The organism is Mycobacterium sp. E136, assembly GCF_001666865.1.
Classification (GTDB): Bacteria; Actinomycetota; Actinomycetes; order Mycobacteriales; family Mycobacteriaceae; genus Mycobacterium.
Genome location: NZ_LZJE01000375.1, coordinates 1 through 16,815 on the forward strand (window position 1 = coordinate 1; position 16,815 = coordinate 16,815).

Here is a 16,815-nt window from a genome sequence, read left to right on the forward strand (position 1 = left end):
TGCGCCGTCATCGCCACCAACACCCGCTCCAACCGACCAACCAACCCACGCACACTGCCCGCATCAAACACATCGGTGTCGAACTCTGCGCGCAGACTCAACTCGTCGCCCGGCAGCGCCGCTACCGTCAGCGGGTAGTGGTTGTACTCCCGAGTGTTGAAGTCGGTGATGGACAGCTCGTGGTCACCGGCCAACGCCGTCGTGTCGATCGGATAGTTCTCGTACACGAAAAGGGTGTCGAACAATTCGTCGTGCCCGGTGATGCGATGGATGTCCGGCAGTGCGACGTGCTGATGCTCGAGAGTCTGATTGTGAGCGCGTTGCAAGCTTTCGAGTAGCTCGGCGGTCGTGGTCGTTGCCGTGAATTTCGCCCGCACTGGCACCGTGTTGATCAGCAGGCCCACCATCGATTCCGCGCCTGACACCTCGGCCGGCCGTCCCGAGACCGCGGTCCCGAAAGCGACATCGTGCTGACCGGTCAACTGACACAGCAACTGCGCGAAGGCGCCCTGCAGCACGATGTTGACCGTGGTGTGTTGGGAGCGCGCCAGCTCGTTGAGAGCCTGCATGGTCTGGGCAGGAAGTCGATGCGACACGACTCCTCTTTGCCCGAGGCCTACGCGTCCAGGCGGACTCACCAACGTCGGAGTCTCGAATCCGGTGAAGATCTCACTCCACGCCGCTTGCGCCGCAGCGCGATCCTGTTCGGCCAGCCAGCTGACGAAGCTGCGGTAGGACGCGGGGGCGGGCAGCCGCTGCCCGTAATATCCGGCGATGATCTCCTGCAGCAGGATCGGCAAAGACCACCCATCCATCACGATGTGATGATTGGTCAGCACGAACCGATGACCATCTTCGGCGGTCCGGATCAAGAGCGCCCGGAAGGCCGGCTGCCCGTCGAGATCGCAGACGGCGGCACGCTCGGCAGCACTCAGCGTGCCAACCTGTTCCTCGGGGTCCAAATCAGCGCTGTCCGTGTGGAGATCGACATAGCGCCACGGCACGGCGGAATCGGCGGGGATCACCTGTACCGGTTCATCGAACTGTGTACAGAAGCGAGCGGCCAGGTTCGGATGCCGGGCCACCGCGTTGTACACGCCATCGCGAAGACGTTGCGGGTCGAGCCGGCCGGTAATGGTTATGTCAAGCTGGACCGCATACAGATCATTGTTCTCTTCGACCGTACCCGCGTGGAAGAGCAGACCTTGCTGCAGCGGGGTCAGCGGCAGCACATCGGCGATTGGGTAAAGCTGCTGCAACTCATCGAGTTGCGGCTGACTCAGTCGAGCCGGAGCGACGTCTGACGGGGTCAACCCGCCACCGCCGGCGCGCACTCGTGCGCAGATTCCGGCCAAGGCCTCGAACCACAGCTGGCTCAACCGGTCCATCTGCGCGCGGCCAACCGCCGACGACGCCCACGACCAGTTGGCGTGCAACTGTGGACCGCTGTCGGTCTCTACGGTGCCGGCGTTCAGCTCGACGGTGTGTGCCAACGGCATTGGGATTGCCGCGACCGCGGCGGTCAACGATGACCCGTCTGCACTGATGCGCCACAGATCCTGCGACGACTCGGCCGCCACCGCGCCCAGCCGACCCAGATAGTTGAACCCGATCACCGGGTCGGACCCGCCAAGATCGACATCGGAATTCAGATAACGCAGCAGGCCGTATGTCAACCCATCAGGCAGTGCGCGCAGCTGTTCCTTGGCCGCCTTGATCACTGCATCGAGCCCCGCATCGCCAGCGACCACCTGCGTCCAGTTCAGCCCGCCGACGCTCAACGACACCGGGTACTTCGTCGTGAACCACCCGACCGTGCGCGTCAAATCCACACCGTCAATCACGTCCTCATCGCGCCCATGGCCCTCGACGTCGATGCCCAGCGGGGCGGTGCCGGTGCCCAACATTTCCGCACACGCCAGCCCAAACGCGATCAAAAGGATGTCCTGCACCCCGGCTCGATACGCCGCCGGGGCCTCCCCGAGAAGCATCCGCGTCGTTTCGACATCCAGTTCCGCCGACAGCCGCCCGGCCGTGGCGAAGGTGTCGACCGCCGGCTGCACAGCCGGCAACACCGGCGGGGTCGACGCCACCTGCCGCCACACCTCGGCGTGCTTCACCACCTCCGAAGTGCGCGCATGTTCAGCCAGCAGCGCCGCCCATCGAGCGAACGACGTTCCCGGCGCCGGCAACGCGATCGGCTGGCCGCTGTGATGCTGCGCCCACGCAATGTTCAGATCTTCCAACAGGATTCGCCACGACACCCCGTCGACTACGAGGTGGTGAACGATCAATGCGAGCCGCCCGCTGTCTTGCGCCCACAGCGCGCTCACCATTGACCCGGCCGCTGGATTCAACCGCGAGAGCGCCTCCACCAACAGTTCCTCGGACAGCGCCTCGACCGACCACACATACTCGCGCGCGTTCACCGATCCGACTTCGGGCACCTGCAGCGACCACCGGCCCGCACCGTCGATCTCGAGACGGCACCGCAGCATCGCGTGTCGATCCAGCAAGGCCTGCAGTACGACGATCACGTCGTCTTCAGCGACCCCGGCCGGCGCCTGCACCACCATCGTCTGGTTGAACTGATCCACTCCGCCGTCGACGCTTTCCAGCCAATGCACGATCGGGGTCGCGACCACCGCTCCGGTGCCCTCGTCTACCGGTCCCGCCTCGCCATCGGACACCCGGGCAACCCGCGCCAGACGCGCCACCGTTTGCTCGACGAAGAGGTCCCGCGGACGGCACATCACACCGGCAGCCCGAGCGCGGGCCACCACCTGCATCGACAGGATGCTGTCCCCACCGAGTTCGAAGAACGAGTCGTCGACCCCGACCCGGTCCAACCCGAGCGCCTGGGCATAGATGCCGGCCAGAATGTCCTCGATGGCGTTGCTCGGTGCCCGATACTGCTCGGCTCTCTGGTATTCCGGCGCCGGTAGGGCGCGCACGTCCAACTTGCCGTTGACCGTCAGGGGCAACGCCTCGAGCGCCACAACCGCCGCGGGCACCATATACGCCGGCAACCGGTCGGCCAGTTCCGCGCGTGCTCCGACAGGGTCAGCGCTTCCGGTCACATACCCGATCAGGCGCTTGTCACCTGGGTGATCCTCGCGGGCGATCACGACCGCCTGCTGCACCCCGGCGACCGCACTCAACGCCGCCTGGACCTCACCGAGTTCGATCCGATACCCGCGGATCTTGACCTGCTCATCGGCACGGCCGAGATACTGCAGTTGTCCGTCAGCGCCCCATCGCACCAAATCCCCGGTCCGATACATCCTTTGGCCCGGCGCGTCCGCTTCGGCGAACGGGCACGCAACAAACCGCGAGGCCGTTAGGCCTGGCCGGCGGACATAGCCGCATGTCAACCCCTGGCCGGCAACATACAACTCACCGACCACGCCGGCAGGCACCGGACGCAGCGAGCTGTCGAGCACGAACAAGGCGGCGGTCGGCACCGGCGAACCGATCGGCACTACGTCGCAGGCAGGCTCCAGCGGCGCACTGAGCATTACCACCATCGTGGTCTCGGTGGGGCCGTACGCGTTGATCATCGCCCGCCCCGGAGCCCACCGGTTCACCAGTTCGGTTGGGCAGGCCTCGCCGGCTACCACCAACGCCATCGATCCCAAGCCCTCTGGCGAGAGCATCCCCACCGCCGACGGGGTTTGGGTGAGCACGCTGACGTTTTCGGCGACCAACAACTCCTGGAAGTCTTCGGGAGAGCGCACCACCGAATCCGGCACGACCACCACGCGGCCACCGTGCAGCAGCGGAGACCACGTTTCCCACACAGAGGTGTCGAAACCGTAAGTGTGGCACTGCGTCCACACTCCCGTCACCGGCAGGTAGTCGCCGAGAACTTGCAGCAACTGGATGACGTTGCGGTGAGTCACCGCGACACCCTTGGGGACACCGGTCGTGCCCGAGGTGTAGATGAGGTACGCGATGTCATCGGGCTGCGGCGGAACCAATGCCGAGACCGGACGGTCGTGCACCCTGGGGTCGTCCACATCGATGACCGTCAGGGCACCGTTGAGCTGGTCTGCCAGTTCCGAAGTGGTGATCGCAACGATCGGCTCGGCATCGCGCACCATGAATTCCATGCGGGCCGTCGGCAGCGCCGGATCGATTGGGAGATAGGCGGCCCGGCTCTTCAGCACCGCCAATATCGCGACCACCATCTCAGCTGAACGCGGCAGCAGCAGCGCCACACATTCGCCGGGGGCGACCCCGTTCTCGACCAGTAGATGGGCCAGTCGATTCGACGCTTCGTCGAGCTCGCGATAGCTCCACGATCGCTGCCCACAACTGATCGCGACTGCCTCGGGCGCGCGCTCGACCTGGGCGCCGAACAGCACCGGAATCGCTTGCGACTCGATCATCGGCCGGGTCAATGCGGCACGGTTGCCGATCGCATCGAGGCGAGCATGTTCGAGCTGATCGAGAAGTTCGATCGACGAGATCCGTTGAGTGGGCGCCGATGTCATCGCCATCAGCACGCGATGCAACCGTTCGATCAACACCTCGATGCTGGCCGCATCAAAGACATCGGTGCGAAACTCCACCTCCCCGCGGATGCCCGTCGCCTCACCGTCCTCGCTCCACTGCTCGCCGAGAGAGAACGTGAGGTCCATCCGGGCCGTGCGAGTGTCCACCGGCAGCGGCGTTGCATCCAAATCGCCCAGAGCCATTCCACCGGCGGGGTCGCCAGCCTGACCAGTGAAGTTCTGCCAGGCCAACAGCACCTGCACCAACGGGGAATGCGTCAGCGATCGGGTCGGGTTGAGCCGGTCGACCAACAACTCGAACGGGACATCCTGGTGCTCGTAGGCGGCCAAGCTGCGTCTGCGAACCTCGGCCAGCACCTCTTCGACCGTGGGATCACCCGACAGATCGACCCTCAGCACCAACGTGTTGACGAAGAAGCCGACCAGCGCGTCCAACGCACTTTCGCCGCGCCCGGCGATCGCGAAACCCGTTGCCACGTCACTGCTGGCGGTGATCTTGGACAGCAAGACCGCCAGGGCCGCCTGCACCACCATGAAAGTGGTCGCATTGTGCTCGCGGGCCAAGTGAGCAACCTGCTGTTGCAATTCTGCCGGCAGTTCTACGGGCACCCGGGCACCGCAGTAATCAGCCACCGCCGGGTACGGCCGATCGGTGGGCAACTCCAGTCGCTCAGGCATTCCTGCGAGCGCCTGCTCCCAGTAATTCAGCTGTGCCGCAATACGGCTGTCGGGATCGTTGATGTCACCCAGTTGCGCCCGCTGCCACAGCGTGTAATCGACATACTGCACCGGCAGGTCGGCCCAATCCGGAGTCTGCCCCGCACACCGGGCGGCATAAGCCGTCGCAAGATCGGCGACCAACGGCCTGACCGACCAACCATCGGCGGCGATGTGGTGGACCACCGCCACCAGTACGTGCTCGTCCTCGCAGATGCGGAACAGCCGGGCCCGCAATGGAACTTCGGCCGCCAGGTCGAAAGGCTGTCGCACCGCGGTGTCGATGGCTTCTTCCAGTCGACCTTCGGGCCAACCGGCGGTGTCGATGACCTGCCAACCCAGCTCCGCACGCTCGATCGGCATCACCAACTGTTGGGGAACACCGTCAGGCGCCACGAACAACGTGCGCAGACTCTCGTGGCGGGAAACCACGTCGGTCAATGCCTGACCCAGCGCGCCGGTATCCAGACGCCCACTGAGCTGCAGCGCCACCGCGATGTTGTAGATCGCTGACGGCCCCTGAAGTTGATCGATGAACCACAACCGTTGTTGCGCGAACGACAACGGCACGACCGCGGGCCGCTCGACCGCCACCAACGGTTCCAGCCCGCCGCCCTCGCCCACGCGCGGCGCCAACTGCGCCACCGAAGGCGATTCGAACAAGGCGCGCACCGAGAGTCCAGCACTGAAGGACTTGTTGATCGCAGCGATCACCCGCATGGCCGACAACGAGTCCCCGCCCAGATCGAAGAATGAGTCATCCACTCCGACCCGCTCAAGCCCCAGAACCTGAGCGAAGACGCCGACGAGCATCTCTTCGATCAAAGTGGTTGGCGGGCGGTAGTGTTCGCCGTCGGTGTATTCGGGCGCCGGTAGCGAACGCTTGTCGAGCTTGCCATTCGGAGTCAGCGGAAGCGTGGCCATGACCACCACGGCCGCCGGCACCATATAGGCCGGGAGCCGCTCGGCCAGGTCGCCGCGGATCTCGCCCGCGTCGGCGGTGCCCGTGACGTACCCAACAAGCCGCTTGTCGCCAGGGCGGTCCTCGCGGGCGAGCACCACAGCTTGCTCCACGCCGGCGCATCCCGCCAACGCCGCCTGCACTTCACCGAGCTCAATGCGGTATCCGCGGATCTTGACCTGCTCGTCGGCCCGTCCGAGGTACTGCAGCTGACCGTCGGAATCCCAGCGCACCAAGTCCCCGGTGCGATACATCCGCTCACCCACGCCACCGAACGGACACGCCACGAACCGCGAACCCGTCAGCGCGGACCGCCGGACGTAACCGGTCCCCAACCGCCCGGCGACGTAGAGCTCGCCGATCACACCCATCGGGACTGGCCGCAACCACTGGTCCAGTACAAAGAACGCCGCGCCCGGCACGGGGGACCCGATCGGCGGCGCACCTGTACCCGGGGTCAGCGGTGCACTCATCGCCGCGAACATCGACGTCTCGGTGGGCCCGCAGACGTTGATCATCAGTCGGCCCGGCGCCCACCGGTCCACCAGTTCGACAGGGCAAGCCTCGCCGCCCATGATGAGCAACTCGATCGAATCCAGGCCTTGCGGCGAGAGCACACCCAGAGCAGAGGGGGTCTGGCTCAGGACATTGACCTGCTCAGCGATCAGCAGAGCGTGAAAGTCCTCCGGCGAGCGCACCACAGAGTCTGGCACCACCACGAGCCGACCGCCGTGAAGAAGTGCGCCCCAGATCTCCTGGACCGAGACATCGAAACCGTAAGAATGCCACTGCGTCCACACGCCGGACAGGGGAAGATGCGCCGGCATCGACCCCAACATCTGCGTCACGGTGTGATGGCTGACGGCCACCCCTTTGGGCACCCCGGTGGTGCCGGATGTGTAGATGATGTAGGCGAGGTCATCGGGAGCTGGACCCGGCAGCGCAGTGCTGGCCTCCGCGTCGATGTGGGGGTCTTCGACGTCTACGACCGGCAGGTCGTACCCGTCGAATCTTGCGCGCAAGCCTTCGTTGGTGACCACCACGATTGGTGCGGCGTCGTCGATCATGAATTTGATGCGCACGTCGGGATGCGCCGGATCCACCGCCAGATAAGCGGCTCCGGTCTTGAGCACTGCGATAATCGCCACGATCGTCTCGGCCGAGCGCGGCAACAGCAGTGCAACACATTCACCTGGGCCCACACCAAGACCGACCAACAAGTGCGCCAACCGGTTCGAGGCCTCATCCAGTTCCCGGTAAGTCCACGAACGGTCCCCGCATCGAAGCGCTACCACATCGGGTATGCGCGCCACCTGGTCACCGAACAACGCGGTTATCGACACCGACCCCCGCGCCGGTTGTTCCGTCAGCACTGCGCGATGACCGATGTGATCCAGATGCGCGTGCTCGGACTCGTGAAGCAGATCCACCAACGAAACCCGCTGCGCCGGTTTGGCGGTCATCGCTGCCAGCACTCGCTGCAACCGTTCGATCAGGGCCTCGACGCTGGCCGCATCGAACACGTCGGTGCGGAACTCCACGACCCCAGCGATCCCAGCGGGTTCGCCTGTCTCCGTCCATTCCTCACCCAGCGACACCGTCAGATCCATACGGGCAGTGTGGGTTTCGATCGGCATGGGTGTGGCCTGCACCCGGCCCAAACTCAGTTCGGCCGGAGCGTTGCGCTGCCCGGCGAAGTTCTGCCACGCCAACATCACCTGCACCAGCGGATGATGCGTCAACGATCGCGTGGGATTGAGCCGCTCCACCAACACCTCGAACGGCACATCCTGATGCTCATAAGCCTCGAGGCTGCGCGACCGCACCTGCGCCACCAACTCGCCCACCGTGGGGTCGCCGGTCAGGTCAACACGCAACACCAACGTGTTGACGAAGAAACCCACCAGCTCTTCGAGCGCCGGGTCACGTCGTCCGGCGATCGCGAATCCCACCGCCACATCACTGCTCGCGCTGACCTTGCCCAGCAACAAGGCCAACGCCGCCTGCACGACCATGAAACTCGACGCATTGTGCGCACGCGCCACCGCAGCCACTTGCTGCTGCAGCTGCGCCGGCCAGCGCAGCTCCACTGTGGCCCCGCGGTGATCGGCAACCGCCGGATACGGACGATCCGTGGGCAACTCCAAGCGCTCCGGCAACCCGGCCAACGCCTGCTCCCAATACGCCACCTCGGTGCCGAGGCGGCTGCCACTGTCGCTCAAATCGCCCAGTTGTGCACGCTGCCACAGCGTGTAATCCACATACTGCACCGGCAACGGATCCCAGTCCGGCGCCTGTTCGGCACACCGGGCGCCATAGGCGACCGCGAGGTCGCGAACCAACGGGGTCACCGACCAGCCGTCGGCGGCGATGTGGTGCACCACCGCCACCAACACGTGCTCATCTTCGGCAACGCGCAAAAGCCGCGCCCGCAGTGGGATCTCTCCTGCCAGATCAAACGCGTAACCGGCGGCTTGATCAATGGTGTCGTGCAAGCGATGCTCCGGCCACCGGGTGGCATCGATGACCTCCCACCCGAAATCGGCATCCTCGACAGGAAGCACAATCTGCTGAGGCACACCATCAACGGTCGGGAACACCGTGCGCAGGCTTTCATGACGGTAGATCACATCGGCCAACGCATCGGCCAGCGCCGCGGTATCAAGATCCCCAGTGAGCCGCAGCGCCACCGCCATGTTGTAGATCGGCGACGGCCCCTGCAGCTGATCGATGAACCACAACCGGTTCTGGGCAAGGGACAGCGGCACCACTTCAGGTCGCTGCACCGGCACCAACGGTTCCAGTCGCGTCGACTCCTCGCCGAGACGGAGCGCCAACTGCGCCACCGTCGGCGCTTCGAACAACGTACGCACGGAAACGGCGGTATCCAGGCCCGTGTTGATCGCTGCGATCACGCGCATCGCCGACAGCGAATCGCCACCGAGTTCGAAAAACGAGTCGTCAACACCGACCCGGTCCAACCCCAACACCTCGGCGTAGATGCCGACCACGATCTCTTCGGTGGGAGTCGTCGGCGCGCGATAAACCGTGCCCGCGTCCTGATAGTCCGGTGCGGGCAAGGCCCGTCGATCCAATTTGCCATTCGGAGTCAGCGGCAGTGTCTCGACAACCATCACCGCCGCAGGCACCATGTAGGCCGGCAGTCGCTCGGCCAGCGCCGCGCGGGTCCCAGACGGATCAGCTGTACCGGTCACATAGCCCACAAGTCGCTTGTCACCGGGGCGATCCTCACGGGCAAGCACCACCGCCTGCCGGACACCCTCGCAGGCGGCCAACGCAGCCTGCACCTCACCGAGTTCGATGCGGAATCCGCGGATCTTGACCTGCTCGTCAGCCCGGCCCAGATACTGCAGCTGGCCGTCAGGACCCCAGCGCACCAGATCGCCGGTGCGATACATACGTTCACCAGACGCACCGAACGGGCACGCCACAAACCGCGACGCGGTCAGTCCGCTACGCAGCCAATACCCCACTGCGACACCGCCACCGGCGATATACAACTCACCGACCACACCCACCGGCACCGGCCGCAAACCTGCATCGAGCACAAACAACGCCGCCCCCGACACCGGCGAGCCGATCGGCGCGATACCCGACTCGGGAATCAGCGGCGCACTCATCGCCGCATAAACCGTGGCCTCGGTCGGACCGTAGGCGTTGATCATCACCCGATCCCGTGCCCACCGATCCATCACGTCGGTCGGGCACGCCTCACCGGCGACCATCAACGCGGTCGACTCCAGCCCCTCAGTCGACAACATGCCCACCGCCGACGGGGTCTGACACAACACCGTGACCTGTTGCGCCGCCAGCAAGGCCTGAAGGTCGGGCGGTGAAGCGGCCACCGCCTCGGGCACCACGACCAGGCGGCCACCATGCAACAACGCCCCGAAGATCTCCCACACCGAGACATCGAAGGACAACGAATGCCATTGCGACCAAACGCCCGCCACGGGCACGTCGGCATCGACGCCCGCAACGAACTGGGTCACGTTGCGATGGGCAACCGCCACCCCTTTGGGCACACCAGTGGTGCCCGACGTGTAAATCAGATAGGCGATGTCGTCGGGTGCGGGTGCAGGCAAAGACGTGGGCGGGTAGACCTCAATGCGGGGATCTGCGGCGTCGACGATCTGTACGTCACATCCGGTCAGACGGTCGGCAAGCTCGCCGGTGGTGATGGCGGCAATCGCCGCGGCATCGCCGACCATGAACTCTATTCGCGCTGAAGGCAGCGCCGGGTCGATCGGCAGATAAGCCGCCCCGGTCTTGAGCACCGCCAGAATCGACATGATCGCCTCAGCCGAGCGCGGCAACAGCAACGCCACACACTGTCCCGGTCCCGCCCGATGCTCAACCAGTAAGTGCGCCAAACGATTCGACGCTTCGTCAAGTTCTCGATATGTCCACGACCGTGCGCCGTCGCTGAGCGCCACCGCCCCCGGCGTACGGGCCACCTGCTGGGCGAACACCGCCGGAACCGACACCGACACCGGGGCCGGCGCGGTCGCCACCGCTCGGTGACCGAGCTGATCCAGACGCGCGTGCTCGGCCTCGTCGAGCAGATCGATCGACGACAACCGCAGGGTCGGTGCGGCGGTCATCGCCACCAAGACTCGTTGCAAACGCTCGATCAGCATCTCGATGCTGGTCGAGTTGAACACGTCCGTGCGGAACTCCACCGCCCCCGAAATCCCGGCGGGTTCACCGTTCTCGCCCCACCGTTCGGCCATCGAGAACGTCAGGTCCATGCGCGCGGTGCGGGTCTCTCCCGGCAGCGTTGTCGCTTCCAGATCTCCCAGCGTCAGCGTGTCGAACTCATTGTCCTGGCCCGCAAAGTTCTGCCAGGCCAACAACACCTGCACCAGCGGCGAGCGTGTCAGCGAACGCGTGGTGGTGAGCCGCTCCACGAGCACCTCGAACGGCACATCCTGGTGCTCGTACGCGGCTAGGCTGCGTGCACGGACCTGGGTGAGAAGTTCCGCGACTGTCAGATCCCCCGCCAGTTCAACCCGAAGTATCAGGGTGTTGACGAAGAAACCGACCAATTTCTCGAGTGCGGGGTCGCCGCGACCGGCGATCGCAAACCCAACGGCCACATCATCGCTGGCGCTCAACTTGGCCAACAGCACCGAAAGAGCGGCTTGAACCACCATGAAAGTGGTCGCGTCGTGCTGACGAGCCAGTCGGGCGATCTGCTCCTGCAACTCGGCCGGCCACTGTAGCGCCACCGAAGCTCCCCGATAATCGGCCACCGGCGGGTAGGGCCGATCGGTCGGTAGCTGCAACTGTTCGGGCATCCCGGCCAGCGCCTGCTCCCAGTACGTCAACTGGGTCGCGATCCGACTATCGGGGTCATTGATGTCGCCGAGCTGGGCGCGCTGCCACAGCGTGTAATCCACGTACTGCACCGGCAACCGATCCCAGCTCGGCGCCTGACCCGCAGACCGCGCCGCATACGCCGCCGCCAGGTCCGCTACCAGCGGGGTGACCGACCAGCCGTCCGCCGCGATGTGATGCACCACCGCGACCAGGACATACTCATCCTCGGCGAGCTGGAAAAGCTCTGCGCGCAACGGGATTTCGTTCGCCAAATCGAACGTGTACAGCCGTGCCGCATCGATACCTTCGGCGAGCCGGTCTGACGGCCAATCGCTGGCATCGACCACCTGCCATCCGAAATCAGCCTCCGCGACCGGCAGCACCAGCTGTTGCGGGACTCCCTCGGGAGCCACGAACATCGTGCGCAAACTCTCGTGGCGGGCCACCACATCCGCCAACGCCGCACCCAGCGCGTCGGTGTCCAGACGCCCCGCTAACCGCAGCGCGACCGCCATGTTGTAGATCGCCGAGGGGCCCTGCAACTGGTCGATGAACCACAACCGGTTCTGCGCAAACGACAACGGCACCACCGCAGGTCGTTGCACCGGTACCAACGGCGCCAACGCGCCACCTTCACCCACCCGAGACGCCAATCGGGCCACCGAGGGAGCCTCGAACAACGCGCGGACCGAAAGCCCGGCATCGAACGCCTTGTTGACCGCGGCGATCACGCGCATCGCCGACAGCGAGTCCCCACCGAGGTCAAAGAACGAGTCGTCGACTCCGACCCGATCCGACCCCAGCACCTCGGCATAGATGCCGGCCAGGATCTCCTCGGTCAACGTCGTCGGCGCGCGGTACCTGTCCACATCGGCGTACTCCGGTGCCGGCAGGGCTCGCTTGTCGACCTTGCCGTTGACTGTCAGCGGGATCGCGGCCATCGAAACCACCGCTGCCGGAACCATATACGCCGGGAGCCGCTCGGTCAGCGCGGACCGAATCTCGGTCTGCTCGGCTGTACCCGTCACGTAGCCGACGAGACGCTTGTCGCCCGGGCGATCTTCGCGTGCGACGACCACCGCGTCTTCCACTCCGTCCAGAGCGCTCAACGCGGCCTGGATCTCACCGAGCTCGATGCGATATCCGCGTATCTTGACCTGCTCATCGGCACGGCCCAGATACTGCAACTCGCCTTCCGAACTCCACCGCACCAAATCGCCGGTGCGATACATCCGTTGGCCTGGCGCGCTCGCACCACCGAACGGACAGGCCACGAACCGCGAGGCGGACAATGGGCCACGGCCCACGTACCCGTACGCCAGTCCGGCGCCGCCCACGTACAACTCGCCGACCACGCCGGCGGGCACCGCACGAAGCCAGCCGTCCAGCACGAAGAAGCCGAGGTGGGCGAGGGGGCCTCCGATCGGACTGACCGCGCTGCCCACGTCGTCGGCAACGATTTCCCTCAACGACGCGTGCACCGTCGTCTCGGTGATCCCGTACATGTTGAGCAACCGCGGTTCGCCGGGATGACTCTGCAGCCAAGTCCGAAGGCGATGTGGCTCAAGCGCCTCGCCGCCGAACACAACCGTTTCGAGCGTGGTTCGATACCGCGCTTCGGGCGAGACCGCATCAGCGGCTTGAAGTGCATAGAACGCCGAGGGCGTCTGGCTCAGGACACTGACATTCTCACTGACCAGCAAGGCACGCAGATCTTCTGGTGAGCGGACGATCGTATCGGGCACCACCACCAGCCGCCCGCCGCGCAGCAACGCGCCCCACATCTCCCACACCGAGAAATCGAAGGCGAGGGAATGACATTGGGACCACACACCGGCGGCGGGCACCTCGGAATCCAACGTCTCCAGCAGCCGGATCACGTTTTTGTGCGGTACCGCCACGCCCTTTGGAGTCCCCGTCGTGCCCGAGGTGTAGATGAGGTAAGCGATATCGTCGGGCATCGGCGCCGGCAGGGCCGTGCTGGGCTGGTCGTCGATCCTGGCATCGCCGACATCGATGGTCACCGACCCGTGACCGGCCACTCGCGATGCCAGTTCGGTAACGGTGATCGTGACGATCGGCGCAGCGTCGCCGAGCATGAACTCGATCCGTGCGTCCGGATGCGCTGGGTCAATCGCCAGATAGGCCGCCCCGGTCTTGAGCACCGCGAGGATCGCTGCGATCGCCTCGGCCGACCGTGGCAACAGCAAGGCGACCCGCTGCCCGGGGCCCGCTCCATATTCAACCAGTAAGTGCGCCAACCGGTTCGATGCCTCGTCCAACTCCCGGTAGGTCCACGACTCCTGACCATGGCTCAGCGCGACCGCCTCTGGGGTGCGCGCAGTCTGCTCTTCGTACAGCGCCGGAATCGACACCGACTCAGATACTCGCCGGGCCAGCGCCGCGCTGTTTCCCCACCCGTAGATACGGGCATGCTCAGCCTCGTCGAGCAGGTCGACCCACGACAGGCGCCGCATCGGTTCGACCGTCATCCCCAGCAACACCCGCTGCAAGCGCTCGATCAGCGTGTCGATGCTGGCGGGGTCGAACACGTCGGTGCGGAATTCCACCTCGCCACGTATCCCCGTGGGTTCGCCGGCCTGGCTCCAATACTCACCCAGCGTGAAGGTCAAGTCCACACGCGCGGTACGAGTGTCCACGGGCAACGGAGTGACTCGTGCATCACCCAGGCCCAAACGGGCGACGTCCTTGTCCTGACCAGTAAAGTTCTGCCACGCCAACAACACCTGTACTAGCGGCGAGTGCGTCAGCGACCGGGCGGGGTTGAGCCGATCGACCAACACCTCGAACGGCACGTCCTGGTGCTCATAGGCCGCCAGACCGCGTCCTCGCACCTGTGTCAACAGGTCGGCAAACGTGGGGTCACCCGCCAAGTCGACTCGCAACACCAACGTGTTGACGAAGAAACCCACGAGGGCGTCGAGCGCCGGGTCAGTACGTCCGGCGATCGCGAAGCCGAGCGCGACATCACTGGTGGCGCTGACCTTGCCCAACAACACCGCCAGCGCCGCCTGCACGACCATGAAGCTGGTGGCGTCGTACTCACGCGCCACCGCGGCGATCCGCTGCTGCAACTCCGCCGACCACTCCAGCTCGACGGTGGCGCCTCGGTGGTCGGCCACTGGCGGATACGGCCGATCCGTCGGCAACTCCAAGCGTTCGGGCAGGCCTGCCAACACTTGCTCCCAGTAGGCCAACTGCGCAGAGATACGGCTGTGCGGATCGGTCAGATCACCCAACTGCGCCCGCTGCCAGAGCGTGTAGTCGACATACTGCACCGGCAACTTCTCCCAGCCCGGAGGCCGGTCTGAACACCTCGCGGCGTATGCGATCGCGATATCGGTCACCAGTGGCCTGATCGACCAGCCATCAGCAGCAATGTGGTGCACCACCGCCACCAGCACGCGCTCCCGGCCATTGAGACGGAAAAGCGTTGCCCGCAGGGGGAGTTCACCAGCTAGGTCGAACGGGTGCTGCACCGCAGCGTCGATGGCGTCGGCAAGCTGGCGCTCCGGCCAACCATCGGCATCGATGACGTTCCAACCGAATTCAGCCTCTTCGATCGGCACGACCAACTGCTGCGGAACCCCGTCGGGCGCCACAAACAACGTGCGCAGACTTTCATGGCGGGCAACCACATCGGAGAACGCTTCGCCCAACGCGCCTTCGTCGACGGGACCATCCAGTCGAAACGCCACGGCCATGTTGTAGATCGGTGACGGGCCCTGCAACTGGTCGATGAACCACAACCGGTTCTGGGCGAACGACAACGGCACCATCTCAGGCCGCTGCACCGGCACCAACGGCTCCAACTGCGTTGATTCATCACCGACGCGGGGCGCCAACTGCGCCACGGAGGGCGACTCGAACAACGCCCGCACCGATAGACCGGCATCCAGACTTGCGTTGACCGCGGCGATCACCCGCATCGCGAGCAGCGAATCCCCACCCAGCTCGAAGAACGAATCATCTACCCCGACGCGGTCCAACCCCAGTACTTGGGCGAAGACCCCGGCGATGACCTCCTCGGTCTCGGTTTGCGGCGCCCGGAAGGGGGTCGCGGCGAACACCGGTTCCGGCAATGACTTTCGGTCGATCTTCCCCGAAGAGGTGAGGGGGAACTCCTCGAGCACCACGATCTGTGACGGAACCATGTACTCCGGCAATCGCTCAGTCAGCTGTTGTCGGACCGCGGTGAGCTTCGTGTTGGTGTCCGGGTCGTTGGAAGTGGTGATGCGCTGACGCGTCCCGCTGGATGGCAGATACAGGTCGGTCAGCGGTGAATCCGGCTCTCCCTCGATGAAAATCGCGTCGACTGTGCCCGGCTCGGCACCCCAGGTGACCACGACGCGATAACCGCCAGCCTCACCGACGCGGTGCAGTTGTTCGGGTGTCACCGCTTCCTGGTTTGCCGCGATCGCTTCGGCGAGTGCGTCATCGACGGATTCGCCCGCGGCCAACGCCTTCTCGATGTAGACATCGGTGACAAGACCGGCTCGCGGGATTCCGGCAACACGGACCTTCACCGGGTGTTGGGCGGTCAACTGCTCCTGCAGCCCACGAAGGCCCGCGCATTCGGTCCAAGCCCAGGACGGAACGTCAGCCAGTGAGCGCACCGCGACAGGCGACTTGTGGATCACGACGTCATAGCGGTAGCGGGTCAGTTCGTTGTCGGCCCGTCCCCGTTTGGTTTGGATATCGAGTCCGGCCGCCGCCGGCTGATCGGCGACCCAGGCGGTGAAAAACTCTGGCGCGAGTAGCAACTCGACTTCGCTGACGAGAGCGCGTTGGACGCGCTCACGGATTTCGTTGGTGTCGCTGGTTTCCGAACGGGCCAACGCAACCGCGGTTTGGAGCGCACCCTGCAGCGTGTGATTGCGAACATCACCGATGAACAGCGAGCCACCGGGCGTCAGCAACCGCATCGCCACCGCCAGCACCTCGGTCAGGTATGCCGCGCTCGGGAAGTACTGGATGACCGAGTTGAGCACCACCACGTCGAAATGGGCTTGTGGGAGCTCTTCGATCACATCGGCCGGCTGCACCAACAGGTGCACCCGGTCGCCCCACGGCTGAGCAGCCACCGCGGTTTGGAGCGCCTGGATCGTCGGTGCGGAAAAGTCTGTCGCCCAATATTCGTCGCAGAGCGGAGCGATCTGTGACAACACCAATCCCGAGCCCGCACCGATCTCCAACACCCGCTGCGGCCGGAGAGACATGATCCGATCGACGGTGGCCGATTGCCACTCCAACATC

Annotated in this window: 1 protein-coding gene; it reads right to left on the minus strand. The window is 65.1% G+C overall.

What is annotated here, in order from left to right:
- Positions 1-16,815, minus strand: a 16,815-nt coding sequence (locus A5698_RS25650) for a non-ribosomal peptide synthetase (protein WP_156670894.1), incomplete at both ends; no start/stop codon positions are given.